Consider the following 25,413-nt stretch of genomic DNA (forward strand, 5'->3'; position numbering starts at 1 on the left):
ATGCAAAAAAGGTCCAATTGACGGTAAAAATTTTCCCGCATTGGACCTTTTTCGTTCTAATATGATTGTTTGGATCAAACAGATTAATCCTGTTTTAATACTCTAGGTTCAATGGGAACCAGGTTAGACTCAATCTGGGTACGCTGAGGCTCATACCATTCAGGCAGCATCAGCTTATGTCCCAACTCATTCAATTCCTCATCCACGGTAAATCCGGGTGGATCGGTTGCGATCTCGAATAAAATACCGCCCCGCTCGCGGAAGTATACGGCATTGAAGTATTGGCGATCTACAATACCACTGGTCCCAAAACCATGCTGATGAACCCATTCGTTCCACGCCTGATGCTCCGTATCATCCTGCGCGCGCCAGGCAATATGGTGAACCGTACCGGCGCCGCCATTCCCCCACGGGACATCTTTGACCGGAATATCGATTAGGTTGCCCAAATCACCTGTCGTCTGATAGCGGATGTAGCCTGCATTTGCGTCTTCTCCGATAAGAGTCATCCCCAGGACGTTCTCCAACACCCCTTGCGTATGTTTGGAATCCGCACTGTACAGTACCGCCCCGCCAAAGCCCTTGATAGCTTTATCCGTAGGCACACCCCCGGCTGTCCACGTGTTCAACGTGCCATCTTCCCGTTCCACCAACTCCAGATGCAAGCCCTCGTTGTCTCGGAACTGGATGAATGACTCGTCAAAACGAGTGGCCTTCGTGAAAGATACTTTCAAGCTGTGCAGACGGTTTTCCCAGTATTCCAAAGCACCGGACGGCACGACATACGTCGTAATCCCGACCTGTCCGCCTCCAATCTTACCCTTGCGTGTACCCGGAGCTGGAAAAAAAGTAATGATCGTGCCCGGGCTGCCCTCTTCATTACCAAAGTACAAATGGTATACTTCTGGAGCATCAAAGTTGATCGTCTTTTTAATCAATCGCAAACCAAGTACGCCTGCGTAAAAATCAACGTTGCCCTGCGGGTCGCCTGCAAAGGACGTGATATGGTGAATTCCAGCGGTTTTCAATGACATCTTTATCACTCCTTCATTAACATGTTGATTTATTTACACAAATGATTTACAAATTTCAAAATCCATTGTAGCTGACAAATTGTCCAACCGGCTTGCGGTATCCCCGTGCCCGCTGACCCGATTCGTCCTCTTTACCCAAGGTAATCATCATTACCGGTACAAATTGCTCTGGAATATTCAGTACTTCCTGCACCTTCGCCGGATCAAAACCGATCATCGGGCATGTATCCCAGCCTTTGTCCTTGGCAATCAACATCAATTGCATAGCCGACAGGCTGGCATTACGGATCGCTTCTTCTCTCTGGAAGACAGGTCCCCGCTCGCGATAAAACTGAGTTACCGACTCTACTGTGCTATCATATTCCTGCTTGCTCAGAACGCCCAAATTCAGGAATCCTTCGTTGAGGTCGGCTACCTTGGTATAAGCCTCTGTATCCCCCAGCACTACAATGGTCGCCGAAGCCGTTAATATTTTATACTGCTTACTTGCCTCATCATGCAGTCTTTGTTTGGTATCAGCATCCTGCACTACGATATAACGCGCATGCTGTAAATTAAAAGCCGATGGAGCAAACTTCACCAGCTGAAATATTTCTTCTAGTTCTTTTGCATCTATAGTAACATCAGGAATAAATTTAGAAGCTGATCTTCTCTCTTGAATAATATTCACCAGTTCGCTCATGTTAAGTTCCACTCCTTGATATTATTTTCAAATGAATTATCTTTAAATTAAGAATATATCCATTCGTGATTTCTGTCAAGTAAAACTATAATAATGTTAATAAGTATTTTTGGATACAACCTAAGGGCTTATACCAGCCCTTTACAGATCCGTTGCCCGTATTCTCATCGTAATCGCTTCGCGTTGCGCTTTGGTTAAGCTCTTGAAGACCAGCTCATACGAATGGTCGATCATGCTGTACAAATCCTCCAGTGGGAAGGTAGCATCAACCTCAATCGTATTCCAATGCTTTTTATTCAAATGATAGCCTGGCTTAATCGCCTTGTTTTGTTCACGCAGATTTACCGCAATGACTGGATCACATTTCAAGGATACGTGGCAAATGTCATCCTTTTCAGTTAGAAGTGCAAACATCTTGCCCCCTACTTTTAGTACCAGGGGATCAGCACCAAATGGATAATCCTTAACAGCCTCTTTTTGGCTCAGACCATATGCTACAATTTGCTCAAACACCAGCCTTCTCTCCTCTGCTCCAAGTTGTCGAACTATGAACCTATTTGCGCCCTATTATATCATCTCCGTGCACTCCGAATACACCGGGTCCGTGCTACAATTAGGGAACTGTGCTAAAAGGAGAGTCATTATGGATACCCTCACACACACATTGTTTGGCTTGGCCTTATACGGCTCAGTCAAAAAGCCAGATATGACGCGCAAGCAAAAAGGCGTTTCTACCGGAAGGGTCAATCCTTTCTATATGAATTTATCGACCGTCCATGACTTCATACACGTCCTAAAGATTTAGCGATATTTTACATACTGTATCTGCAAGCTGACAGTCCTTCACTTCCGAACAGGAAGTTAGAGGGGCTTGTTTTGTTCATATAGTAGAGAATGTTATGCAACAGCCCTATATTTTGGTATACTTCCGTGAGAGGCTGTATCGATACATTCGAACGGTACTCTAGTTAGTGTAATTCAATATGTAGATGTGTGAGCCTATGGAGGTGAACTCGTTGGATTTTGCTCTGATCCGCAAGGACCGAGACAAAAGAACGGTCGCAAATTGACTCTTTTTTTGCCTTTCGGACCTTTTCAGCCATGTGCTGAAAGGTTTTTTTTGTGATCTAAAATAAAGGTAGGAAAGGATTTGAATGCAACCATGGCAACCTCGAAAGCACTTCATATTTTGCAATTGAAGAAAATGAAACAAGAAGGTTCACCTATAAGTATGATTACGGCGTATGACTATCCATCTGCTCGTTTGGCTGAGGAAGCCGGGATCGATATCATCCTTGTCGGTGATTCCGTAGGTAATGTGTTATCTAATTATAACTCCACACTGCCCGTCACTATGGATGATATGGTCTATCATACACGGTCTGTCGTGCGCGGTGCGGAACATACATTTATTGTCGCGGATATGCCTTTTATGACGTACCACGGGAGTAGTCAAGAAGCCCTTACTAATGTGCGCAGGCTCATGCAAGAGGGACATGCTCATGCCGTAAAACTAGAAGGGGGCATGGAAATTTGCGACACCGTGAAGCGAATTGTTCAATCTGGCGTTCCCCTGCTGGGACATATCGGACTTACACCACAGTCTGTGCATCAAATCGGCGGATACTTCATTCAAGGTAAAAACTCACAGGCCGCTGAACGCCTTCTAAATGATGCCCGGGCCCTGGAGCAAGCGGGAGCTTTTGCCATCGTGCTGGAGCTGGTGACAGAGGAAGTGGCGAAGAACATCACCCAGGAGATATCTATTCCGGTCATTGGCATCGGTGCGGGGAGATACTGTGATGGTCAGGTTTTGGTGTATCATGACATGTTACAATACTCAGCACCTTACCGGGAGAAAAAGTTCGTCAAAACCTATTCGGATATAGGTGCTTTGATTCGTAACAGCATCGGGCAATATGTCGAAGACGTGAAGAATCGTTCTTTCCCAGGCGAGGAGCATGTTTTTAAGGCAGATGAGAACGTAGTAGAAGGATTATACGGGAATGCAAAAGTAAAGGCAGGGACCCTATAATGCGATTTCTGATTGTAGGTGCAGGGGCGATTGGAGGTTATTTTGGGGGACTTCTTGTTCAAAAAGGAGAAGACGTGACCTTCCTCGTACGCCCTTCAAAAAAATCTCAGTTGGCAGAAGACGGTCTAATTGTTAGAAGTGTTCATGGAGATTTCCAGACGCCAATCCGTGCTATTACAAATGGTGAAGCTGCCGATCCGTTCGACTGTATTATCATTTCGGTCAAAGCGTATCATCTTCCCCAATTGCAATTCGATCTTGAGCCTTATGTCGGTGATCATACCATGATTCTTCCGTTACTTAATGGTTACGAACATTTTGACTTTTTGCGCAAACAATTCGGTTCTGAAAAAGTGCTGGGTGGACTTTGTTATATTGAAACTACGTTGGATCATGATGGTTCTATTGTTCAGACAAGTCCGTTCCACCGTATCGTCTTCGGTGAATGGAACGGAGTGCAATCAGAGCGTACACAACTGCTGCTGAATCATCTTGATCATGCAGGCTTCACAGTGGCACGAAGTCACGATATTCAGCGTGAAGTTTGGCAGAAATATATATTCGTTGCCAGCTTGAGTGCAATTACAACACTGATGGATGCCTCGGTTGGGACTATACTTGCCACGGCAGAGTCACGTGCTATTTACGAAAAGCTGCTGCATGAGATTGTCACACTTGCTCGCAACACAGGGATGCCGATTGATTCGGAGATGGAAGCTCATACACTGAAAACGATGGAATCCTTACGACCAGAGATGATGTCATCCATGCAACGCGATATGCATAAAAAGCTTCCGATTGAAGCCAGTCATCTACATGGTTCACTGCTTGCATTGGCTTCAACCAGTAATACTGTTTACCCCATACTCGAAACGGTATATGCCCGATTAAAGGTATACGAGAACTTATTGGACACCGTCTAAAATTCAAACTTTAAAATCAATTAAAAGAGGAAGCGGCAGCTTCGAAGGTGACAATGAAATCTTAGACTGCCGCTGCTTTTCCTTTATTAAACTTCAAAAATCTAAAGAGTTCCTGTGCTTAAGCAAGCTTGCTCAAGCCCTTGAAGTAATGCTTCTAGCTCCTGCCTAGTTTCAGCGTTTGTAATTTCACCTTCCTGGCTTAGCTTCAAGGTGATATGCGGAATAATGACCTTTCCATTCTCCACAATCTCTGCATTGATCATTTGCAATGTGAGCAGTAGCGAGGCATGCGCCAGATGGCCGCCCATAGGAGACGGTGACGCGCTGATGACTGCTGTAGGTTTATTTACAAATTCACCTGAAGATACGAGCCAATCCAAGGCATTTTTCAAAGCACCCGGCACACCATTCCCATATTCCGGTGTACAGATCAGCACTCCATCCACTTGTTTCAATTGTTCCCGCAGCTCTCTTACGGAAGCTGCCCCCTCCTCTACATCCAAGTCAGGGTTAAAATGCGGAAGATCCCCCAATCCATCATAGACTGTAAACATCATATTTTCAGAAGCCAGCCCCATAGTAGCCTTCATAAGCGCTGTATTGGAGGATTTTTGACGAAGGCTACCCGATATAGCCAATACCTTAATTTTCCGTTCCATCCGATCATCTCATTTCTTTAAGCTTGATCTAATCTTGCATATTTAGTGTACTATAGCTAACAAGAGAATTAAAAAGTAAGTGAAAATGCATTAGAATGCCGTTGGACACCTCCTGCATGATAATGAACGTCAGCGATTCTTCCTATGAACAAACGGGCAATAAAAAAATGCCTGCGGCTTCGCAGGCATTGGTAATGAATCAATAGTCACTATACTAGGGTGGAATCTGTAGTGCTGAATCAAGTATCCTTCTCTTGCTTGCGTTTTATCCCAATCAGATCCAGGAAGAAAACAAACAACGGAATACCTACAATCAAGCCCCAAATACCAATCAGATGCTCAGAGAAAATAAGTACGACAAAGGTAAAGAAGATCGGTAAATTCGTTTTGGATGACATCAGCTTCGGATTTAAGAAATAGGCCTCAATTGCATGAATCACCACGATCAGAATAACCAGATAAACCACATATTGAATGCCGCCGACACTGAAAGCGATCAGGCCAAGCGGTGCCAGTGAGATAAACACACCTGCCACCGGAACCAATCCCAGTACGAAAATGATGAGCGCAAGACCGAGCAGATTAGGGAAGCCCATAATCCAGAGCGCAATCGTGGTCAATATACAGTTAATAAGTGAAATCAGCAGTTGAGCCTCCAATACCTTCCCGAACGTACCCAGAAACATACGGCCAAAATGACCCACTTCCTTGAAAAACCAACCCAGCTTGCTATCTACAAACGTAGCTGTAAAACGTGTAATATAGGATTTTTCCATCAGGAAGAACAAGCTCAAAATAATCGACACCAGAAGCTGTGTTCCCAATTGACTGACCTTCATCACTGCACTCAGGCCAGGCTCAAATAGCCGCTGAACATTCAGCGTGTCCATAAATTCGATAATCGTTTCGTTCCATTGATTACGATCAGGATACATATACGCTTGCTGAATCATGAGATACACCTGCTTGACCTGTACAACGATTAGCGGCACCATTCGGTAAACGCCCCACACCATAATCAGAATTAGCAACCCATACACCAGTAGTAGCACGATCATTGACGGCACATTGACGAACCGCTTGACCAGCTTATTCACTCCGTTATATATACTGCCAATCAAGATCGTAAGCAGCAGTGTTAACAACATAATATTCATCATGCTTCTTAACATAAACAACAGCAAAACGATTATCGCAAGGACGGCTACCCGCCTGACGCCCGCATGATTCATCCAGTTTCTTACCATTCGTCTTTATTCCCTCTCTCCCACTTGACTGTCAACTTTGCAATCTTCCTGAGCATCAACTTTCTCTTTTTAACAATTTACTGTTAGCGATCAATAGAGAACCTACCATGACTAGGATAGCAATAGACCACCAGAATGTATTTTTAGCATCATCATGATCTACAATAATGAGCCTGATGACAGCCGTGATCCCAATATAGATAAAATAACGTAATGGAAAATGAAAATTGGTTTTAAAGTACTTAACTATTAATGCTATGAATTCAAAGTACAAGAAAAACACAAGCAACTCTTCCGTGAATTCATAGTAATTTTTGTCGGCCTCTGCGTACAAAAAAACATAAGAAAAAATGGACCATGTTTCTTTTAGCAGTAAGAAGCTTAAAATCAGCCCGACCAGAAACAGCGAGATATTCAAGATCATTTGCAGAAAACTAGGTAACTTCTCAATATACTTCATTAGTACATTCAATACAGATCCCCTCACTGGTTGTACAGTATCTTTATTTATATTATCGGTGGTATACGTGAAAAATGCTACATTACTTTTGGGGTCACCTTAATGAAAGTTTATATTCGCCCCTGCAATATAACCAATGGAGATAAAGATAAGCGTCCATATCAGAGAACCTGCGCTTGCCACCAGCATATATTTTCGGACAGGCATCGCACTAATGCCGGACAAATAGCTTGTCGCATGTCTGACTCCTGGGATAAAATAACCGAACAAAATGGTCCACAACCCAAAGCGTGCAAACCACCCCTTAACTCTTGCAAATCGCTTCGGTGTCAATCCAACCCACTTGCCGTGCTTATCCACCAAGGGCTGACCCAGCTTTTTGCCTAGCGTGTAGCTGATCATCATCCCTGTCATTGCACCGATGAAGCTGACTAATATAGACACCGAATAATTCAGTACCATAATAGAAGATAAATAGCCGACAAACACCATAATAATTTCATCTGGAACCGGTAGGCCGATAATCCCAAGAGCAAGAAGAGCAAAAATAGCGATATATCCGTATTGTGTAATCATGCTGATGACCCATTCCATAGGGGAGCCACCTCCTGACCGATTATTTTTTGAAGGACGGAAAGGGAATACGGCTAACCATCAGGAACGACAGCACTACCATTAATGCAAGCAACAACCCCGGCTTCAAATGCTCACTCCATAAAAACATAAAGGACAAAATCACACCCGCCGCCGTAATCGGCATACCTACAAAGCCTTTGCTAAAAGCCATTAGATTGAATCTTGCCAATCTTACCGCACCGCATATGACAAACAAAACAGCCACAAGCGGTCCTATCCAATGGGTATCTCCCAGCTTGTATAACAAGATCAAGAAAGCAGGGGCAACCCCAAATGAGACAACATCCGCCAGCGAATCGAGCTGTTTGCCAAAATCACTGGAGCAATGCAGCAGCCTTGCCAGCAAACCGTCTAATACATCCCATAAAGCAGCCACCACCACGAGAATAAAAGCGGTCATGTATTGCTCATGAATCGTGAAATACAGGGATAAGACCCCTGCCCCCAGGTTTGCAATCGTGCATAGTGAGGGCAACCAATTCCATTTCATACTCTTAACTCCTTTGCCGTAGCTTAGCCTCCGAATATAACAACAAAACGGACGCCGTCCTTGGTATTCTCCGCCTTATAGCGAAATTCGTGCAAATCCAAAATTCGTTTGACGATCGACAGCCCGAGCCCTGTCCCACCTGTCTGGCGACTTCGGGACAGCTCGGCCCGGTAAAAGCGATCCCATATCTGCTCCAGTTGATCGTCAGGAATGGTCTCACCTTTATTTTCAATGGAAAAAAAACTGATTTCCCCAGCACCTTCGATACGAATCGTGATCGAGCTTCCTTCCTCAGCATGTCGTATGGCATTGACAACAAAGTTGATAATCACCTGTTCCAGCCATCCTACATCGGCATGGATCGGCATCTCATTGGCGGGAATAATGACCACTTCCAGCTTTTTCTCCTTCAACAAATGGAATAACTTGTCCACGACCTCCTCCACCAGCTCACTCAAGATAAAGGTCGTCTTGCGAAGCTTGAGGGTACCCGATTCCAATTTGGCGAGGTCCAGCATATCTTTGACCAATCGCTCCATTTTGTCCGCTTCCTCTACAATGACTTTCATATAATGATCCTGCTTCCCGGCGCTAACCCCATCTTGTAATCCTTCTGCGAAGCCTTTAATAATACTCAGCGGGGTTTTCAGTTCATGAGAAGCGTTGGCAAAAAAGTCTTGTTGCACAGCCTCCATCCTCTGCTTCTGTTCCATGTCCTCCACCAATTGCTGATTGGCCTCCTGAAGCTCGCGCAAAGCTGTGTCCAGGTTCTGGGACAGGGTATACATGCTGTAGGACAGGCTGCCCAGTTCATCATTCTGCCGGATTGGTGTATGGGCTGTAAAATCGAGCTTAGCCATCCGCTTGGCGGTATTATTCAAAGCAATGAGCGGACGGGTCACCATCCGAGAATAGAACAGGGACAAAATCAGAATGAGTGCAAATCCCCCGATCCCTAGGTACAGATAAAACCAGCGCAGAGCTTCATTCGTCTCACTAATTTCCTGCAACGATGTCACTGTGAACAGGAGGTCGATCTCGCCTGTGTCCTGACGAACAGGATGGACTATGACTGCATTGCGTACCCCTGTCCAAGGTTCCGTCCATTCTTCCTCCAACACTTCGAAATTCTTAAGTTTCTCCAGATGCGCCTGTGATAAAGGGAACCATTCCTCCAGCGCACTAAACAGTAAGCCTTGTCGCTGACTCCATGTTTTCAGATCCGGCAGTACAATCTCTGTCACCGTACCGGAAAACCTTACACTGCCAGCTGTGCTTGCCTCTTCCGAAGTCGATCCTATATTTTTGAAACCAAACTTCTGTATGCCGGTTGGATAAATTAAATTGGCGGTAGAGATGCCGTCCGTTCCTAATCCCTCACCTTCAACCGTTACCGTATCACCGGGCTGAATCCGAGCAGCTCTCAGTTCATCTCCGTACTCGCTCATAAACAGAGACAGCGATATTTTAACGATTTTACCATCCGCTTTTCTTAGATTGATATGAAACGCATCATCCAGCTTTACTTTGCCGTCCAGCGTTACAATCGCCAGCTGGTTTTTATTCTGAAGCATAAAGCGAGCTGCCTCACGGGAAACCCTGCCCGATCCCCAAGCCTCCTGGACATAACTTTGACCGAAGCTTTGCAAGCGGCTTTCCACACGACCAATCTTCTGTTCTTGATAAAAATTTTCAAAAAACAGCAATTGACTTAGAATCACCATACCGTAAAAACACAGGAAAAACACAACCGTCATAATGAACAACTTAAAGGTAACTCCCCGTTTGTTCATTCTTCCTCCTCAAACCTATAACCTGTACCAAAAACCGTACGGATATGGCGTGATTCACGGCCTAACTTACTTCTCAGCTTTTTGATATGCGTATCGACAACTCGTGTATCTCCTTCAAAGTCGATGCCCCACACCCGGTTCAGTATCGCATCCCGTGAAATAACTATGCCTTTATTATGTATAAGCAGCCGCAGCAGCTCATACTCCTTGGGCGTCAGCTCGACTTCCGCCTGATCCACCTCAAGCCGATGAGCCATCGTGTTGAGAATGGCACTACCGAACCGCAAAATATGCGACTCCGGCTGTACATGTCCCTCCACCCGTTTCATCAGCGCGTTGGCGCGGGCGATCAGCACCTTGGGGCTGAAGGGTTTGGTCACGTAATCATCGGCTCCCAGTTCAAAGCCTAATATTTTATCATCATCACCGGATTTGGCTGTCAACAAAATGATCGGCACACCTGAGCGGCTACGCACCTGGCGACACACTTCCCAACCATCCAGTTCCGGCATCATAATATCGAGTATAATCAGGTCCGGCTGCACCGAATCAAACCAGATCAGTGCATCTTTTCCATTGCCTGCTTCATAGACTTCCCAATTATTCTGTTTAAAATAGTCAGCAATCACTTCACGAATACGTATTTCATCCTCCACGAGAAGAACTCTTTTCTTCAATCGACTTCCCTCTTTCGGTCATTCTAGGACACCAGCATATCAAAGACATGTGTACTTTATGTGTTCTTGACACTTCTCATCCGCAAATTCAACCATGGATTAGGGCAAATTTGTCGTGGCTCAGACCATCTCATCTCCTATGATCCTACCCTATAATAAGAAGAGATACAAAAGCTTGAACAGGAGGGTAATACATGAGTAATCAAACCATTCAGTGGTTTTCCACTTCCAAAGCTAAAGCTTGGCAATCCCAAGCTCATCATTTGACCGATACTCAAGAGAGTGCCAATCTAATCCTTACGGGAGAAACACATCAGCTTGTCGAAGGATTTGGTGGCTGTTTTAATGAATTAGGTTATGTGGCCCTGAACCATTTGGAAAAAGACGAACGAGATCGGGTGCTTCATTCTCTCTTTCATCCAGAGGGCGAGCACAAATTTGCGATTTGCCGACTTCCTATTGGAGCGAGTGACTACGCGCTGGAGTGGTATAGCCACAATGAAACAGACGGTGACGTGGAGATGCAGCACTTTTCCATTAAGCGTGATCAGCAATATCTCATTCCTTTTATTCGGGAAGCGTTACAACTCAATCCGGACTTGAAGCTGTTCGCTTCACCGTGGAGCCCGCCAACATGGATGAAATCACCGAAGGCCTACAATTACGGCACGCTGCGCTGGGAAAAGGATATTTTGAAAGCGTATGCATTATACTTTGTCAAATTTGTTCAGGCTTATCGAGAGGCAGGTATTACGATCCATCAGATTCATGTTCAAAATGAAGTCATTGCCGATCAGAAGTTCCCTTCCTGTGTATGGACCGGAGAGCAACTGCGTGAATTTATTCGCGACTATTTGGGTCCTGCTTTTGAGGAACACGGACTGGATACGGAAATTTGGCTGGGCACCATTAACGCACCCGATCCGTGGGAGGAATTAATGAAAAAGACTTCGACCGGATTCGATGAGTATGCCCACACCGTGTTGAGTGACCCCGAGGCCTACAAATATATTAAAGGCGTAGGCTACCAGTGGGCAGGCAAAAATGCCATTCAGCGCACTGTTGGCAGTTATCCTGAGCTTCGTTACATGCAAACAGAAAATGAATGCGGGAACGGAGAAAACTCATGGGACTACGCCAAATATGTATATAATCTGTACCAGCACTACTTTACCAATGGCGTGAATGCTTATATTTACTGGAATATGGTTTTGGAACCGAAAGGCAAGAGTACATGGGGCTGGGAGCAAAATTCGATGATCACCGTTGATCCGGCGGATCGAAAACCAGTCCTGAATCCAGAATATTACGTCATGAAGCACTTTTCTCATTTTGTATTACCGGGTGCCCGACGCATCGGACTTCGTGGCTCATGGACTGGAAATGCAGTTGCTTTTCAAAATACAGACGGGCAAAGGGTGGTAGTCATCGCCAATCCGTTCAAGGAATCGCGTGTGCTGAATCTGTCTCTCGGTGAAACAACACACCGCTTGGAGCTGGAGCCGGAGTCCTTTAACACTATTGTGATTCCTTCTTAACGCCGCAGATTTCTGGACTCTTCCAGTCTTGCACACATCATTAGGTATCCCTGTCCGGTCTATAAGTGCCCAAGCATATGCATAGTTTCCAAAATGGATGTATATCCTTTTGCGTATAGTAGCTATAGATAGTATACTTGGAATAACTACGGACAGGAGGTCGATGAATATCACTACTGTAAAAGACCGGATTGATTTGAAGCTGATTAATTGTGATAAGGAATTGACTCTCGCGGTCATCGGTGGAAAATGGAAGCTGATTATTTTGTGGCATCTCGGTATGGAAGGCACCAAGCGGTTTGGTGAATTGAAGAAGCTAATCCCCCACATTACGCAAAAAATGCTGACCAACCAATTGCGTGAGCTGGAAGAAGATAAGCTCATTCTTCGTAAAGTCTATCCTGTCGTCCCTCCGCATGTGGAATATTCACTGACAGAGCATGGCGAAAGCCTGATTCCGGTACTAAGAGCAATGTACGATTGGGGATCAAACTATCGCGAGAACGTGATCTGGAAAGAAGAAGAGATTCAGGACGTCACACCCGTGTGATCAGCAAAACAAGCATTTTGCGAAATGCTGAACTATATTTTTAGTAGAGACGACCCTGGGGAGATCTGGGGTTGTTTTTTTATGATATAAAGACGTTCCCCAAGATAATAAAAGAAATGGATGCAAGTATCCGTTTCCATTGGCATTAAAGCTCGTTTTTTGCCATATATCCTCATTTTACACTTGTATCCGTGATTTACATTACATCCTCTGTGACGTATGATTCTTCCATCCCTATTTACAGTGAATCCAAGAAGGAGGCCGTTCTAGCATGAGCATGACGCTTGCCCAGCCCACAACGTCCCAAGCGACCCAATTACGCATTGGTTCCATGGAAATGATTCAATACGACTATCGTCAATTTCCTGACTCAAAACCTTATCAACACCATTGCTGTGGCTTGCTTACTATGTCGTGTAACGGCGCTCAAGGTCTGGCGGAATATGAGCTACCTAAAATTAAAGGCGCTTTTGACCTCGTCCGCTGGGCTTCCGTGTTTACCTCGCTCAAGGGTCTGTCCTTAACCGAGGCTGAGCAATATATTCAGCACCACGCTGATCACTGGGGACCTGATAAAACAGAGCTGGCTCTATCTGCCTTATCCGATCTGACTGCCCATGCGAACCAGCACATTCTCTCCCCAACAGCGACCATCCTCCCCTCTCGGATTAGTCGTTCATATCTCATAGAGCATGGCCTGGTCTACTATTCATTCTAGATATCGTCCACAACTCCATTGTCAATCCACTTTCCAGTTCACGTAAAAAAGCCTGAGACTGTGTATCACAGGCCAGGCTTTTACACTTTCAGCACAGAGTTGATTACACTTGCAGTTTACCTGCACGAATGTCGTCTGTCATTCCTGTATAAGGTGCTTGGGAAATTAATTGTTCGTTGTTCACACCCGCATTTTCGATGAATGTAATATCTGCAAATTCAGGAACCACATACTTCGGATACGTTTCATACTTTTCGCGCGATTCCTCCATCAGCGGAATAAAATCGTTTTGATAGCGCACAGTGATTTCCGGATGCTCATGAACCCATTTAGGGAAGAAAATAATGCCATGCATACGTTTTTCCTCAGGCATAAAGTTCAGAGAAACGTCAGTGCCTGTCGGTTCGGTCCACGATACTTTATACACATTTTCCACCAGCTTCACCAGATTGACCTTCTGATCACGTACCCAGCGGCCGCCTACCATACCACTATGAATGCGATAATCGATCGTATCTTCATTTTTAATATATATTTCGTACTCCCAACCATTCTCATAAGTGTAGATCATGTGGCTGCCGATAAACTTGTCCATCTTGCATCCTTCTTTCCTAAATTATAAGTTTTTATGAATTGAATAGGAGACCAAAGATAATAAATATTCAATTCAAAACATGTAATATTAAACATGTTTTTAAATACATATAAATTGTAGCACTATGGTATACTAGTGTCAAATAACGTTTGACAAGGAGAGCTACGTTGAAACGCACATTAAAATACGCCATTTTGGGCCTGGTTCATAAAGAGGAAATGAGCGGCTACGATATTACGAGTCAATTCAAAAAGGAAATCGGACAATTTTGGAGCGCCAAACACAGTCAGATTTATCCTGAGTTAAAAAGGCTGACCGAAGAGGAGCTTATTGAATATCGCACCTCCATTACAGGAGCCAAGCTGGAAAAGAAGCTGTACTGCATTACCCCCAAAGGGACCCAAGAACTGACCGAATGGCTTCTAAGTCCCAAAGAGTTACCAGAAACGGAAAAGGATGAGTTTATGCTCATGCTGTATTTCTCAGCAGCCATCCCCAAGGAAGAGAACAAGCGATTGTTCGAGGACCAGATAACCAAACGTAAAGAGAAGCTGGAGTATCTGTACGAAAGTAAGAAATCCCTCCAACGGCAGGACGAGAACCTTCAGGCCCCCGGTTCTAATCAATTCGGGCATTATCTGGTGCTGAGCCGTGCCATTAATCGGGAAGAAAGCTATATTACGTGGCTGGAAGATACACTATCCCTGTTTGAATAGCCTAAAAAACCTTCAACGCCACGTAGATTCGTGGTATTGAAGGTTTTTCTAAAATACATACAAACTAGTCTGCCGTCGTAATCGAAGAGCCGTAATCTTCAATATGGATATCTGTGCTAAAACGTACGGGAATGGTACTAAAAGTGGTATCCCAATCCTCTTTGACCTTACGCCAAGCTTTAGGATGCTGAATCCTCAAGGCTTCTCCGAAACCTCCGACATCAGCCTGCAGCTTTTGCATTTTGGCTACAGTTTGTTCAGCTAATGAATTCACTTTCTCCTGAAAGATACTTTCTTCTTGTCCGAGCACAGCGTTGCTGCGCAAATTTTCTTTCTTGTTTAAAACCTCGGAAACGCGCCCCTCTGAGGTCATTTTTACTTGGAAGGAAATGTCGTCCCCCTGAACGATGGCCTTGATCCTGCTTTTCACTGCTTTGATCTCATAGGCTATATTTTTACCGGTTTGAGGATCGTTACCTTTCAACACGCCTCCAACCAATTGGCCCTTGATCCACATAAGACCCTCGACCTCTGATTCATTCAGAAAACCACCGTATGTTTGCGTCTTTCCTTTGATGATCCCCGCACCTGCGACCTTGATTTCATTCTCCGTCGAAATGACATTGGGTAATATAAAACTTCCCTTACTCTTCATGGGCCCGACCACTTTAACCAAAGCCACGGGCTTTATCAACCGTGCGTTCCGTTTACGATTTTGGAAAATATCCTTTAGGATATAGGCAGGAATTTGACCAGGAGTTTTTTCCTGAAGCGCATTGCTCGCCTTGTCTGTACTAATCAGTAGCTGGACACTGAGCCGAATGTCATTATCCCCCAAGAAAAAGTCCAGCAGCTCGTACAACGGGATCTTGCGAAGCAGACTGGAGCTGATAATAACCGTTTTCAAATGTTGCCCAATGGGCGGTCGGTTGGTTCGCAATGAAATTTCTCTTAACATCTCAAAAACGGAATCCCCTGTTTCTGTAATATTAAAAAATTTTTTAGCTTGCGGTGAGGAGCTATTGGAACCGCCGCTTTCCTCTGGGATGATAAATTGAAAGGTTCCCGTAATTAACTCTTTTTTCGGATAATCTCCTCCTTTTTGATTAATTTGCTCTTCTTGTGAAGATTCTGTCGCTATATCCATAGCAATGCCTGTCTCCAGATTTAGATCCTCCACGGGAGAGCTGCTCCAGCAACCTGAAAGTGTACTGCATATTAGAAGAACCGCTATTCCGAGTATTCCTGAACGGAACTTCATCATGACCCCACACCCCTCCAGCGAGAAATAAGCAGCAGTGGCAGTGGAAGTACAGCAAATAAAACGAATGCTGCATTCCCGATGATCGTTCCAAAAGAAAATAACTCATTCAAATTTTTGGGTATTTGGGACAGGACGTAGATGATCGGGAGCAAAATAAATAACACCTTGGAATAAGAGCTATTCAAAATTTGAGAAACTCCGAGCGAAGCGCAATAAAAAGCTATGCTGAATGTAGCAAAAATTTGCATGATCCAAATGGTCAACAATAAGGATTCGAACCGTTCCAATAACAGATACTCCACTTCAAAACTGCGGGCCAAATCTAAAAAAGGCCAGGTTCTGCTCATAACCCCTTCCACCGAAAAGGCACCAATGCATAAGATCAGCGTAGCTATATAAAAAACGGTCGAGATCCCGATCGCCAGTCCGATTGCCCTGGTTGCTCTCTTTGGTTTTTCCATCCGACAAAGAATAAACAGCAAGCACTCTGTCCCTGTTAAGGTTAGGGTTGTAGTCTTGAGAGCTTTAAGCACTGGCATCACACCCTCGGACAAAACAGGACGCAAATTATTCAATTCGAAAATATTCAAACTCAGCAAGCATATTAACAAAAAGATAGACGCCGTAATCGGGAATATAAATTGGCATATTTTCCCCAACGTGCCTATCCCCCCCAAGCAAAGATACAGAGAGATCCACATAAAAGGTGCTGAAATAGCCCACGCTGGAGTTCCTTCAAGCAAAAAGAACGACGTTACTTCCTCCACAGATCGAATTTCATATGCAGCTATACAAATAAAATAGATGACGAACAACATGCCCATCACTTTGCCGATGGCTTTGCCGGTTATCTGCTGAACATACTGGTAAAAGGTGCTTTCTGGAAACCGTGAACTTAGTTTGACTATAATCCATCCGAACAGGAAAGTGGCAGCCCCTGCTAAAATGACAGACATCCATGCATCCGGTGTTTTTGCAGTTTCAACGGCTACTCTGGGAAGAGTAAGCAGCCCGGCTGCCAGCATAAAGCAAAGCACAATTGCCGTCGTCTGTAATGTTGTAATTTTATCTATTTTTTTCCCACGGGCCATCTTGCTCCCTCCTGTGTTGTTGAACTCATCCTTGTCGCTTAGGGTCTTTATGCTTCAATAGAATGGGCCTATTTTTCATAAATTGTAGCGGTGCTCGCAAGAAGTAATCTTTCCAGTCCTTTAATGAACGGGGGACCGTTAAACTAAGATATGGCACGCCGAAGCTGTGTAATTTAGCCATATGAATGCTCAGCAGCAGGAAAAACATGATCACTCCATACAAACCAAAGATAGACGCCGTGAACATGGCCCCAAAACGAAGAATACGCATAGAGATCCCTGCGCTGTATACAGGGGAGGCAAAGGAAGAAATTGCCGTGACTGCTACCACAATAACGAGAATCGGACTTACAATCCCGGCGTCAACAGCGGCCTGTCCAATGATCAGACCGCCGACGATGCCCATCGCTGGACCGATGGGTTTGGGCAGCCGTAGTCCCGCCTCGCGTAAAATTTCGATGGAAATTTCCATAATTAGGGCCTCAATCAGCGTCGAAAACGGAACCCCCTGTCTCGCACTGATAATGGAAATGACCAGCTTGGTTGGAATCAGTCCGGGATGAAACGAGATAAAGGAGATATAGAGCGCCGGGGCGAACAGAGATATCGTAGTTGCCATAAAACGAAGAAATCGAATAAGCGACCCCGGTATCCATCGTTCATAGTAATCTTCGGGAGACTGGAGCATCATCCCGTACGTCACAGGCATAAGGAGCGCAAAAGGTGTACCATCCAGCAGAATCGCCACCCGTCCCTCCAGCAATGCAGCCATAACCCGATCCGGTCTCTCCGTATTTTGAATTTGCAGAAAGGGACTAAGAAAATTATCCTCAATAAGCTGCTCTACATAGCCCGACTCCAACACCTCATCCATATCAATGGTTTTGACCCGCCGCTTCACCTCGTCCACAAGCTCCGGGTCGGCAATGTCTCTGAAATACACCACCATCAGCTGCTTTTCCACTCTTTTGCCCACTTTGAAGGACGACATGGCCAGTTCTGTACTTTCTCCATGCCTGCGCAGCATTGCCGTATTGTCGCTAAGGGTCTCGGTAAAACCAACTCGCGGTCCCCGCAGCACCGATTCCGATATGGGGTCTTCCACCCCTCGTGTGCTCCCTTTGGGTGTGCCCAGCACAAAAGCACCCGGTATGCCCTGTATCATGAGTATGACTGAACCGAACAGCACCTTTTGCAAGGAGAACTGCACCTCTAACGTGTACTGTGTCTCCGATACCAACATGACCTGACGAATAAACATATCCCGGAGCTCTTTTCCTCTCGGAAGATCCTCCCCGCCTTGTCCGGAGCTGCCCCAATCCATCAGCGGCTTTAGTATGTTCTGATCCATGCCAACCTTGTCTGTTAATCCATCCACAAAAAAAAGTGTACCTACAGCGTTCAATTTTTCCAGAAAAATGGATCGTTCGTTCACGTCCGACATATCCGTGACGGCTTGTCTGATTTTTGCTACATTGGCTTCATAATCTTCGGTAAAGGTTCCCTTTTCCTTCTCAGCCTCACTTACAGACGGATCATGATCTGCATGCTGCGAACGGTCTTCTTCTTCTAAAAGCTTTAATCGTTCCATACGTCTGCTCTCTCGACCATCCATCGCTCTGATTTGTCGTACCGTCAGAAAAATAATCAAAGGTATGATGGATAAAAAGAAGGCTTCCATCCACACGTTCCATTTGGGCATATGAGTTCCGATGACCTGCCACATACTCTTTCCTCCTTCACTTCCAGATGATTTGTATATAGATTTACCTGGATTAGAAAAAAGATGCATGGACAATGGAATAAATTTCTTTACTCACAAAAGGAATAAAAAGGTGAATTTGATAGATGAACTGTAGTGCCAAAAGTGGAATTCCATGATAATATCTATTCATTCTATGACTAATGTCACAAATTTGTTGAATTCGTGGGCCATTATTCGAATCTAAAAAGGAGTTGTAGGTATGAAGAAGCATTTTTGGAAGAAAGCCGCTGTGTTGAGTTTGTTAGCGGTCATTTTGTTAGGGGGAACGGCGATCAGTCCCAAACAGGCTCAAGCATCGACCGAACCTTATCTTGGGGAAATTACGATGTATCCTTACACGTTCGCTCCCAATGGATGGCTAAAGTGTGAAGGTCAGCTCTTATCTATTTCGCAAAATACAGCACTGTTCAGTCTATTGGGTACTAATTTCGGGGGGAATGGAACAACCACATTTGCATTGCCTGATTTGCGTGGAGCCTCTCCAATGCCGAATGTAGATTACTACATTGCAACCGTAGGAGGATTCCCGTCCCGTCCATAATGAAATGTTCAATGGTGTGCTACTTAATGAAGAAGAGGTGATGGCGTGCTCGAAGGCAATAACTTCACACGCAACAATTTTAAACCGTATCGCTTGCTGGTTCCATTGCTGCCATTTATCGGCGGTACGTTCCTGCTCATAGGGACGAATGAGGTTCACGCTGCCGGGTGGGAAAATGTGGTACTTAGCAAACCAGCGACATCCAGTGGCTATAGCCAGCCCTATGATCCCTCCAGAGCTGTGGATGGGTCAATCGGACCGACAAGCCGCTGGTATCAAGCCAGCAACGGTGAGAAATGGATTCAGGTAGATCTGAGAGACTGGTATATCGTAGATCGATACGTTGTTACAGGTATGGGTGTCCATTATGGGTGGCATGATCAACGTGATCCATACAGTTTCCGATTGCAAACAAGCAGCAACGGAAGTAATTGGGTAACTGTGGATACCGTCCAGAATAATGGGAGCTCTAATGTTGAAAAGAGTATTACTCCTGTAACTACACGATACTTGCGAGTATATATTGATCAAGGAAATGCGAGAAACAATCAATGGGCTTCCATCATGGAATTCGCAGCTTATGGCGAGCGATTGCCCGTTCCGCAGGCTCCGGGTCATTTTACAGGAACCAAAAATGGAAATACAGTGGAGTTAAGCTGGGATGCTGTTCCTTATGCAACCTCATACAAAGTCATACGAGATAGTGTAACGCTTTACTCAGGTAACTTAACTCAATTCATAGACACTTCAGAATTGCCGCCAGGTGAAGCAATTTACACGGTTCAGGCTGTGAATGCTAAGGGAGAGAGCACTCCCTCAGAGGTTAAAGTGAACATACTTACCGATGCCGAGAGAGTTGCACAGGCAAAAGCTGCTCTTGCATTAGGCTTCGCACCTGGAGATACAGCTGATTCCGTATCCCAAAAGCTGACGCTACCACTCGCTGGGTTGAATGATACGACGGTGAGCTGGAGTTCGGATACTCCTGACATCATTACGAACGAGGGGGCTGTCACACGCCCACAGTATGATCTGGGTGACCGAAAAGTAAAACTGACAGCAACGATTGCGAAGGGAAGCGCCTCAGATACCCAAACTTTTGAGGTTACCGTAGCGAAGATCACTGCTCAAGATACATTAAATCAAGCAGCAGACACCCTCTCGCTTGGCGATTTGTCTGCGCTAACAGAAAATATTTCTCTTCCTTTATCCGGTTATGGCGGAGCGCAGATCGAATGGTCCTCGTCCAAACCTCTTGTCATTGCAGCAGATGGAACACTCACCAGACCCTCCTATAACAGTGGAGATACGGATGTTACCCTAACGGCTACCCTGCAACTTGCAGGCTTAACGAAAACAAAGGATTTTACTGCACACGTACTCCGTCTGCCGATGAGCGACACTGAAGCCGTAGACGCAGCATACAAAGCACTTGAACTGCCGATAACGACAGTAACGGGAGACGTATATTTGCCAAAAGATGCTCTGAATGGTGTTCAGGTGTCATGGTCATCGAATCAACCCCAGTTCTTGGATCATACTGGGCATGTAACCTTCCCAAGCTATGTACAGGGCGATCAGACCATCACGCTGGAAGCAGTTGTATCACGAGGCGCGGTTGAGCTACGAAAAACATTTAGTCTGCTCGTGCCCGCACTGCCTGTAAGCGCTGATGAAGCCGTAAATTTGGCAGCAAATACACTGAATCTGGATTATCCGCAAGGGATTAAGGATTCCATCGCTCTACCTCGTACAGGAGCATTTGACACCCAGATCGACTGGTCTTCGGATCAACCAGATATCCTCAGCAACAGCGGTCAGGTGAATCGGCCTAAATATACAGATGGTGATGTGAATGTACAATTAATGGCCATTATTTCTAAAGGTGCAGCTTCTGTACAAAGAACATTCACGATCACAGTACTGAAGGCATTACCGAATACACCTTACGTACGATTGAACGGCAGTAATCCAATTGTTCTGGAAACCGGCGATAGCTTCACTGATCCAGGAGCCAGCGTACTGGACAGCGTATACGGCAATATCCTGATCCCTGAGCTTTCAGGTAGCGGGAATGTCGATACAAATGTACCTGGCGTATACGTATTGAACTATGCTTATAGCGACAATGGGGGCTGGACGGCAGAACCGGCAGAACGCCGTATAAACGTGCTGCCTCGTGCTGTTACAGCCGCAGCAGGCACTGAGGATATAGCCTCAGTGATCGTTACAGGCGCCTTACCGAGCGCACGGCTTGAGCTGTACAATGCCCAGCAGGAGCTTATAGCGGAAGGAATTGCTTCGGGAGAGGGAAGATATACATTTACACCTGTTCCTGAAGGAGCCAGCTACTATGTGCTGCAGAACGTAAATGGCATGAAGAGTGCTCCGTCAGGGCTAGTGTATCCGCAAGGGTTAACCGCGCAGCGCGTTGCGGATTCCATCACAAGCATAGCAGCTCCTACAACAAGTGATACACTGCTCAGGTTGCCTGTTGTACCTGATGGCTTCCGTGTGACCATCAGCAGCAGTAGCCAACCAGACATCGTGCGTACAGACCGAACTATTATTCAAGCAGATACTCCTTCCGTTGTAACTATCATGCTGGATGTTATGAGGGTAAGCGATGGTTCTCATGCTTTCACGCAAGCCATAGAAGTCACGGTCCCTGCCAAGGTAATTGCGAACACAGGCAAATCTAACAAAGATAAGAATGAGGATCTATCTGCTTTCGTACCACAGATCGGATTTTCCGAACAAGGGAAAGAGTTCTCCCTCTTTGTTCCTTCGCCGGCATTTCTGGATGAGCAGATACAGCAAGCACTTCGCGAAGGCAAAACATACGCAGACATTCGTTTGGAGCAGGAAAAGCAACTGAGTCGTGTTATCCTTTCTCATTCTTTACTGAATAAATGGGATAAGGTTGGTGCATCGGTAATATCCCGATATGGAACACTGATGATGTCCAGTGACACTCTAACCAGCATGGCCTCAGGCAAGCAGGACGTTACATTGTCATTCCAGCAGGCAGATGTACAACGTGCACAGCAGATCCGTGACTGGGCCGAGCAACAATCCAGCCTGACGCTGATGGGTCCGGTTACAGACATCAAAGCCAATGTGACTGGGACCTCGTCGATCATTCTACCGCTGGATAACGAATCCTTAGGTGAGTTACACAATGCAGAGCCCCAGTTCTCCATTCTTGTTATTCATGAGAATGGTGAGCGTGAGATTCTAAAAGGGACTGCTGTAATGGATTCAAAAGGGATGTTGTCGGGTGTGAGTCTGAATACGACCGGGTTAGGTACCTTTGCCGTCGCCACAGATGCCAAGACTCAAACCAATAATGCCAGTGTGCAAAATGACCCCATCAATTCGTCAGATTCGCAAGGGCTAGCTCAGGTATGGCCGGATGTACAAGGCCATTGGGCAGCGAAATCCCTGCAATCTCTTGCAGACAAAGGCTGGATACAAGGCTATAAAGACGGCAACATACGCCCTGATCGCGCTGTAAGCCGTGCAGAATTTGTAGCCATACTGACCAGAGCATTGGGAACTGCTGGAGATGAGAGCCCTTCTACCTCATTTACAGATATGCAGGGACACTGGGCTGGATCAGCCGTGGATTTTGCTCACCGCCAGGGATGGATTCAAGGGCTAACAGCTCAAACTTTCGGACCTGATGAGAGTCTTACCCGTGAACAGGCGATGGTGATCCTGTCACACGCGATGCAGAATCAGACATCCATTTCCAGCACTGCCGCACTGCAATCCTACAAGGATGAGCAGCAGATTGCAGCATGGGCCTCCGCAGCATTCCAGAATGCAGTATCCTCCGGTTGGATCAGCGGTTATCCAGATGGAACACTCAAGCCAAAAGCGGCTATCAGCAGAGGTGAGATGGCTGAACTGCTGGTACGTATTCTTAAATAAGACGTTTTAAGCTTCATAGATCAGATGAGTATACGCACATACAACGCGGCCTCCATGCTTTTTGGGGGCCGTATTTTTTTATGTATATTTTATGTACAAGCCTTTAACAATCATTTTTGCTTGTATATTCACCCTTTTCGCTTCAGTAAATATATTATGAATATCTGCGAAGCGGGGCGATGAACCACCTGTCACCTCTACAGTAGGAAGAATGAGGAGGAGATATTTGAGCATGAAACATAAAAAACCGTTCAGGTTCAGTGGTGCTTCAAAAAAAGACGAAGACTGTAAACCAACAAGAGTAAATAGAAGTATCGAAGATCTTCTCAGACTGATTAATGAATTGACCGCGATCATCCCCATCGTATTCGCAAACCCCTCTGCGACTAATGTATCTTCCTTGCAACAGATTTTAAGACGTTTGTTGTCTCTGGCGAAAAGCTTAAGACTTAGAGGCGGGGTTAAGGCAGACTTACTGGCAGCGCTGGAGCTTGCTATTGTTGCGTTAGAAGCTACACCCTTCTCTCCGATCGGCGTAGGTACTGCACTGCAACAATTGCTGGATGCCCTATTGTCCATCGTTTTACAAGAATCCCTCGATCCTGCTCTTAAAGACAGCTTAATCAGCGCGATCAGAATCGCTGGAAAGACGGTTAGCAACGTATTAGGTGAAACATACTTGTCAGGGGAGCCCGGTGCACAAGGACCTCCTGGACCTGCGGGACCCGGCGGTGTGCCTGGACCAGTAGGTGGACCAGGCCCACAAGGGGCTCCCGGACCTATCGGCGCCGCTGGACCTATCGGTGCGGCTGGACCAGTCGGCCCTGCCGGGCCTGTGGGGCCTGTGGGGCCTGTGGGGCCTGCCGGACCAGTTGGAGCAGCTGGACCTATTGGCGCCGCCGGGCCTATCGGGGCCGCTGGACCGGAAGGCCCTGCCGGACCTGTCGGCGCTACGGGTGCTGCGGGACCTGCCGGGGGTGTGACAGGCGCCACGGGCGCTACGGGCGCGGTTGGCGCAGTCGGACCTGCTGGGGTCACAGGGCCGACCGGAGCTGATGGGCTGCCAGGCGCGGTTGGCGCTACCGGAGCCACGGGCACGGCTGGTGTTACTGGAGCGACCGGTTCGGGAGCCATCATTCCGTTTGCTTCGGGCGGACCTGCTATCCTGACAACCGTTCTTGGCGGGGTGGTAGGAACCACCAGTTTGATCGGCTTTGGAAGCTCAGCAACAGGGATTAGCCTTGTAGGCGGGGCCATTGACCTGACAGGTACACTTGTAGGACCTCTGATCAACTTTGCTTTTTCCGTACCACGGGATGGCGTAATTACATCTATTGCTGGTTACTTCAGTACAACAGCTGCGTTAACTCTCGTGGGTTCAACTGCGACGATTACTGCCCAATTGTTTAGTTCCCCAACACCTAATAATACCTTCACAGCAGTTCCCGGAGCTATCGTTACATTGGCCCCTTCACTGGCTGGCATTATTGCTTTGGGAACGATCTCTAGCGGTATTACTACCGGGTTGGCTATACCGGTAACCGCACAGACTCGTCTGCTCCTTGTCTTCTCTGCAACAGCTACGGGACTTTCCCTCGTAAACACTATCGTAGGTTATGCAAGTGCAGGCGTTACCATTACCTGATCCAAGACGAAAAAAGGGCCCAACAGGATTGTTCCTGTCAAGCCCTTTTTTATTTGTATTCCATCAGACGAACTAAACCGTTTCGAGTGATACTTTAACTTCTTCTCCCTCTTCACAAACGGCGAATGTTTTAACTTGTCCATGATCAGGCTCTTGAACGATGCCTGTCTGCAGATCAATTTTCCAGTCATATAAAGGATCATAAATATAATGACCAGATACTATCGCCTCTGTAAGAGGACCTCTTTTGGGATGAGGATTGATATTTTCAACGGCATAAAGCTCATTCTCCGAAGTGCGGAAAACAGCAATTTCAGCACCTTTGATATGGATGGTACGCCCTATTCTGATCGGAAAATCCTTACTGTGACCGACAACAAGCCATTCGGCATTTTTGATCATTTGCTTGATCGCTCCC

General features: G+C 46.0%; 25 protein-coding genes. 10 read left to right on the forward strand and 15 right to left on the reverse strand.

Annotated features, from left to right (window positions below):
• Positions 1-83 precede the first annotated feature (83 nt).
• The 3 genes from ACUYLD_RS10690 to ACUYLD_RS10700 form a co-directional block, all read right to left on the reverse strand.
• The gene (locus tag ACUYLD_RS10690) at positions 84-1,034 is read right to left on the reverse strand and encodes a ring-cleaving dioxygenase (protein WP_446674981.1); all 951 of its coding nucleotides are present in this window, start codon (positions 1,032-1,034) and stop codon (positions 84-86) included.
• A 55-nt stretch (positions 1,035-1,089) separates the two neighbouring features.
• On the reverse strand, positions 1,090-1,716 hold the full coding sequence (locus tag ACUYLD_RS10695; RefSeq protein ID WP_039270528.1) for a nitroreductase family protein: 627 nt from the start codon (positions 1,714-1,716) through the stop codon (positions 1,090-1,092).
• 141 nt (positions 1,717-1,857) lie between these two features.
• Positions 1,858-2,229 carry an MmcQ/YjbR family DNA-binding protein gene (locus ACUYLD_RS10700; RefSeq protein ID WP_165178939.1) on the reverse strand — a complete coding sequence of 124 codons (372 nt, stop codon included), beginning with the start codon at positions 2,227-2,229 and terminating at the stop codon, positions 1,858-1,860.
• 130 nt (positions 2,230-2,359) lie between these two features.
• On the opposite strand from ACUYLD_RS10700, the gene ACUYLD_RS10705 reads away from it, so the two are divergent.
• The 3 genes from ACUYLD_RS10705 to ACUYLD_RS10715 all read left to right on the forward strand — a co-directional run bounded on the left by ACUYLD_RS10705 (position 2,360) and on the right by ACUYLD_RS10715 (position 4,674).
• Positions 2,360-2,521, forward strand: a complete 162-nt coding sequence (locus ACUYLD_RS10705) for a hypothetical protein (protein WP_446674982.1) — start codon at positions 2,360-2,362, stop codon at positions 2,519-2,521.
• Positions 2,522-2,878: 357 nt separating this feature from the next.
• On the forward strand, positions 2,879-3,751 hold the full coding sequence (panB, locus tag ACUYLD_RS10710) for a 3-methyl-2-oxobutanoate hydroxymethyltransferase (RefSeq protein WP_446675182.1): 873 nt from the start codon (positions 2,879-2,881) through the stop codon (positions 3,749-3,751).
• On the forward strand, positions 3,751-4,674 hold the full coding sequence (locus ACUYLD_RS10715; RefSeq protein ID WP_446674983.1) for a ketopantoate reductase family protein: 924 nt from the start codon (positions 3,751-3,753) through the stop codon (positions 4,672-4,674). Before panB ends, ACUYLD_RS10715 begins: the two co-directional genes overlap by 1 nt.
• Positions 4,675-4,775: 101 nt before the next feature.
• Here the strand turns inward: ACUYLD_RS10715 and ACUYLD_RS10720 are convergent, their stop codons facing one another.
• The 7 genes from ACUYLD_RS10720 to ACUYLD_RS10750 form a co-directional block, all read right to left on the reverse strand.
• Positions 4,776-5,333 (reverse strand): NADPH-dependent FMN reductase, encoded by a 558-nt coding sequence (locus ACUYLD_RS10720; RefSeq protein ID WP_446674984.1) that lies wholly within the window; start codon positions 5,331-5,333, stop codon positions 4,776-4,778.
• Between the two features lie 239 nt (positions 5,334-5,572).
• Complete coding sequence (locus tag ACUYLD_RS10725) at positions 5,573-6,580, reverse strand: AI-2E family transporter (RefSeq protein WP_061831264.1); 1,008 nt, start codon at positions 6,578-6,580, stop codon at positions 5,573-5,575.
• A 55-nt stretch (positions 6,581-6,635) separates the two neighbouring features.
• The gene (gene psiE, locus ACUYLD_RS10730) at positions 6,636-7,052 is read right to left on the reverse strand and encodes a phosphate-starvation-inducible protein PsiE (RefSeq protein ID WP_254327328.1); all 417 of its coding nucleotides are present in this window, start codon (positions 7,050-7,052) and stop codon (positions 6,636-6,638) included.
• 87 nt (positions 7,053-7,139) lie between these two features.
• Entirely contained in the window at positions 7,140-7,634 is a 495-nt protein-coding gene (locus ACUYLD_RS10735) for a DedA family protein (RefSeq protein WP_013308662.1), read from the reverse strand.
• A gap of 22 nt (positions 7,635-7,656) precedes the next feature.
• Complete coding sequence (gene pssA / locus ACUYLD_RS10740; RefSeq protein ID WP_025677988.1) at positions 7,657-8,166, reverse strand: CDP-diacylglycerol--serine O-phosphatidyltransferase; 510 nt, start codon at positions 8,164-8,166, stop codon at positions 7,657-7,659.
• A gap of 23 nt (positions 8,167-8,189) precedes the next feature.
• Positions 8,190-9,959 (reverse strand): sensor histidine kinase, encoded by a 1,770-nt coding sequence (locus ACUYLD_RS10745; protein ID WP_446674985.1) that lies wholly within the window; start codon positions 9,957-9,959, stop codon positions 8,190-8,192.
• Positions 9,956-10,636, reverse strand: a complete 681-nt coding sequence (locus ACUYLD_RS10750; RefSeq protein ID WP_061831262.1) for a response regulator transcription factor — start codon at positions 10,634-10,636, stop codon at positions 9,956-9,958. Before ACUYLD_RS10750 ends, ACUYLD_RS10745 begins: the two co-directional genes overlap by 4 nt.
• Before the next feature lie 194 nt (positions 10,637-10,830).
• On the opposite strand from ACUYLD_RS10750, the gene ACUYLD_RS10755 reads away from it, so the two are divergent.
• The 3 genes from ACUYLD_RS10755 (at position 10,831) to ACUYLD_RS10765 (ending at position 13,442) form a co-directional block, all read left to right on the forward strand.
• Positions 10,831-12,174, forward strand: a complete 1,344-nt coding sequence (locus tag ACUYLD_RS10755; RefSeq protein WP_446674986.1) for a glycoside hydrolase family 30 protein — start codon at positions 10,831-10,833, stop codon at positions 12,172-12,174.
• Positions 12,175-12,337: 163 nt separating this feature from the next.
• Positions 12,338-12,724 carry a winged helix-turn-helix transcriptional regulator gene (locus ACUYLD_RS10760; RefSeq protein ID WP_250259483.1) on the forward strand — a complete coding sequence of 129 codons (387 nt, stop codon included), beginning with the start codon at positions 12,338-12,340 and terminating at the stop codon, positions 12,722-12,724.
• Between the two features lie 271 nt (positions 12,725-12,995).
• Positions 12,996-13,442 carry a hypothetical protein gene (locus ACUYLD_RS10765; protein WP_446674987.1) on the forward strand — a complete coding sequence of 149 codons (447 nt, stop codon included), beginning with the start codon at positions 12,996-12,998 and terminating at the stop codon, positions 13,440-13,442.
• 103 nt (positions 13,443-13,545) lie between these two features.
• Here ACUYLD_RS10765 and ACUYLD_RS10770 read toward each other — a convergent pair whose 3' ends face one another.
• A complete protein-coding gene (locus ACUYLD_RS10770; protein ID WP_069291044.1) occupies positions 13,546-14,037 on the reverse strand; it encodes a phenolic acid decarboxylase in 492 nt (163 codons plus the stop codon).
• 167 nt (positions 14,038-14,204) lie between these two features.
• Here ACUYLD_RS10770 and ACUYLD_RS10775 point away from each other — a divergent pair, with 167 nt between their 5' ends.
• Entirely contained in the window at positions 14,205-14,753 is a 549-nt protein-coding gene (locus ACUYLD_RS10775) for a PadR family transcriptional regulator (RefSeq protein ID WP_061831257.1), read from the forward strand.
• Positions 14,754-14,817: 64 nt separating this feature from the next.
• Here the strand turns inward: ACUYLD_RS10775 and ACUYLD_RS10780 are convergent, their stop codons facing one another.
• Genes ACUYLD_RS10780 through ACUYLD_RS10790 form a run of 3 tightly spaced genes read right to left on the reverse strand, consistent with a single transcriptional unit; the run spans position 14,818 to position 18,834 of the window.
• A complete protein-coding gene (locus tag ACUYLD_RS10780) occupies positions 14,818-16,017 on the reverse strand; it encodes a Ger(x)C family spore germination protein (RefSeq protein ID WP_446674988.1) in 1,200 nt (399 codons plus the stop codon).
• On the reverse strand, positions 16,014-17,108 hold the full coding sequence (locus ACUYLD_RS10785; RefSeq protein WP_446674989.1) for a GerAB/ArcD/ProY family transporter: 1,095 nt from the start codon (positions 17,106-17,108) through the stop codon (positions 16,014-16,016). Before ACUYLD_RS10785 ends, ACUYLD_RS10780 begins: the two co-directional genes overlap by 4 nt.
• A gap of 25 nt (positions 17,109-17,133) precedes the next feature.
• Entirely contained in the window at positions 17,134-18,834 is a 1,701-nt protein-coding gene (locus ACUYLD_RS10790) for a spore germination protein (RefSeq protein ID WP_446674990.1), read from the reverse strand.
• A 238-nt stretch (positions 18,835-19,072) separates the two neighbouring features.
• Between ACUYLD_RS10790 and ACUYLD_RS10795 the strand changes: the two genes are divergently transcribed.
• The 3 genes from ACUYLD_RS10795 to ACUYLD_RS10805 all read left to right on the forward strand — a co-directional run bounded on the left by ACUYLD_RS10795 (position 19,073) and on the right by ACUYLD_RS10805 (position 24,995).
• The gene (locus ACUYLD_RS10795) at positions 19,073-19,414 is read left to right on the forward strand and encodes a phage tail protein (RefSeq protein WP_254327320.1); all 342 of its coding nucleotides are present in this window, start codon (positions 19,073-19,075) and stop codon (positions 19,412-19,414) included.
• 45 nt (positions 19,415-19,459) lie between these two features.
• Positions 19,460-23,350: an immunoglobulin-like domain-containing protein gene (locus ACUYLD_RS10800; protein WP_446674991.1), complete on the forward strand. Its 3,891-nt coding sequence runs from the start codon at positions 19,460-19,462 to the stop codon at positions 23,348-23,350.
• 232 nt (positions 23,351-23,582) lie between these two features.
• On the forward strand, positions 23,583-24,995 hold the full coding sequence (locus ACUYLD_RS10805; protein WP_446674992.1) for an exosporium glycoprotein BclB-related protein: 1,413 nt from the start codon (positions 23,583-23,585) through the stop codon (positions 24,993-24,995).
• A gap of 72 nt (positions 24,996-25,067) precedes the next feature.
• Here the strand turns inward: ACUYLD_RS10805 and nirD are convergent, their stop codons facing one another.
• Positions 25,068-25,397, reverse strand: coding sequence for a nitrite reductase small subunit NirD (gene nirD / locus ACUYLD_RS10810; protein ID WP_250267393.1), 330 nt, complete (start codon positions 25,395-25,397; stop codon positions 25,068-25,070).
• Between the last annotated feature and the right edge of the window lie 16 nt (positions 25,398-25,413).

The organism is Paenibacillus sp. SER-28, from assembly GCF_052906305.1.

Bases quoted from the DNA above. Each gene is read 5' to 3' on its own strand.
- ACUYLD_RS10690 (WP_446674981.1), bottom strand. From the start codon at position 1,034: ATGTCATTGAAAACCGCTGGAATTCACCATATCACGTCCTTTGCAGGC.
- ACUYLD_RS10695 (WP_039270528.1), bottom strand. From the start codon at position 1,716: ATGAGCGAACTGGTGAATATTATTCAAGAGAGAAGATCAGCTTCTAAA.
- ACUYLD_RS10705 (WP_446674982.1), top strand. From the start codon at position 2,360: ATGGATACCCTCACACACACATTGTTTGGCTTGGCCTTATACGGCTCA.
- panB (WP_446675182.1), top strand. From the start codon at position 2,879: ATGGCAACCTCGAAAGCACTTCATATTTTGCAATTGAAGAAAATGAAA.
- ACUYLD_RS10715 (WP_446674983.1), top strand. From the start codon at position 3,751: ATGCGATTTCTGATTGTAGGTGCAGGGGCGATTGGAGGTTATTTTGGG.
- ACUYLD_RS10720 (WP_446674984.1), bottom strand. From the start codon at position 5,333: ATGGAACGGAAAATTAAGGTATTGGCTATATCGGGTAGCCTTCGTCAA.
- ACUYLD_RS10725 (WP_061831264.1), bottom strand. From the start codon at position 6,580: ATGGTAAGAAACTGGATGAATCATGCGGGCGTCAGGCGGGTAGCCGTC.
- ACUYLD_RS10735 (WP_013308662.1), bottom strand. From the start codon at position 7,634: ATGGAATGGGTCATCAGCATGATTACACAATACGGATATATCGCTATT.
- pssA (WP_025677988.1), bottom strand. From the start codon at position 8,166: ATGAAATGGAATTGGTTGCCCTCACTATGCACGATTGCAAACCTGGGG.
- ACUYLD_RS10745 (WP_446674985.1), bottom strand. From the start codon at position 9,959: ATGAACAAACGGGGAGTTACCTTTAAGTTGTTCATTATGACGGTTGTG.
- ACUYLD_RS10755 (WP_446674986.1), top strand. From the start codon at position 10,831: ATGAGTAATCAAACCATTCAGTGGTTTTCCACTTCCAAAGCTAAAGCT.
- ACUYLD_RS10760 (WP_250259483.1), top strand. From the start codon at position 12,338: ATGAATATCACTACTGTAAAAGACCGGATTGATTTGAAGCTGATTAAT.
- ACUYLD_RS10765 (WP_446674987.1), top strand. From the start codon at position 12,996: ATGAGCATGACGCTTGCCCAGCCCACAACGTCCCAAGCGACCCAATTA.
- ACUYLD_RS10770 (WP_069291044.1), bottom strand. From the start codon at position 14,037: ATGGACAAGTTTATCGGCAGCCACATGATCTACACTTATGAGAATGGT.
- ACUYLD_RS10780 (WP_446674988.1), bottom strand. From the start codon at position 16,017: ATGATGAAGTTCCGTTCAGGAATACTCGGAATAGCGGTTCTTCTAATA.
- ACUYLD_RS10785 (WP_446674989.1), bottom strand. From the start codon at position 17,108: ATGGCCCGTGGGAAAAAAATAGATAAAATTACAACATTACAGACGACG.
- ACUYLD_RS10790 (WP_446674990.1), bottom strand. From the start codon at position 18,834: ATGTGGCAGGTCATCGGAACTCATATGCCCAAATGGAACGTGTGGATG.
- ACUYLD_RS10795 (WP_254327320.1), top strand. From the start codon at position 19,073: ATGAAGAAGCATTTTTGGAAGAAAGCCGCTGTGTTGAGTTTGTTAGCG.
- ACUYLD_RS10805 (WP_446674992.1), top strand. From the start codon at position 23,583: ATGAAACATAAAAAACCGTTCAGGTTCAGTGGTGCTTCAAAAAAAGAC.
- nirD (WP_250267393.1), bottom strand. From the start codon at position 25,397: ATGATCAAAAATGCCGAATGGCTTGTTGTCGGTCACAGTAAGGATTTT.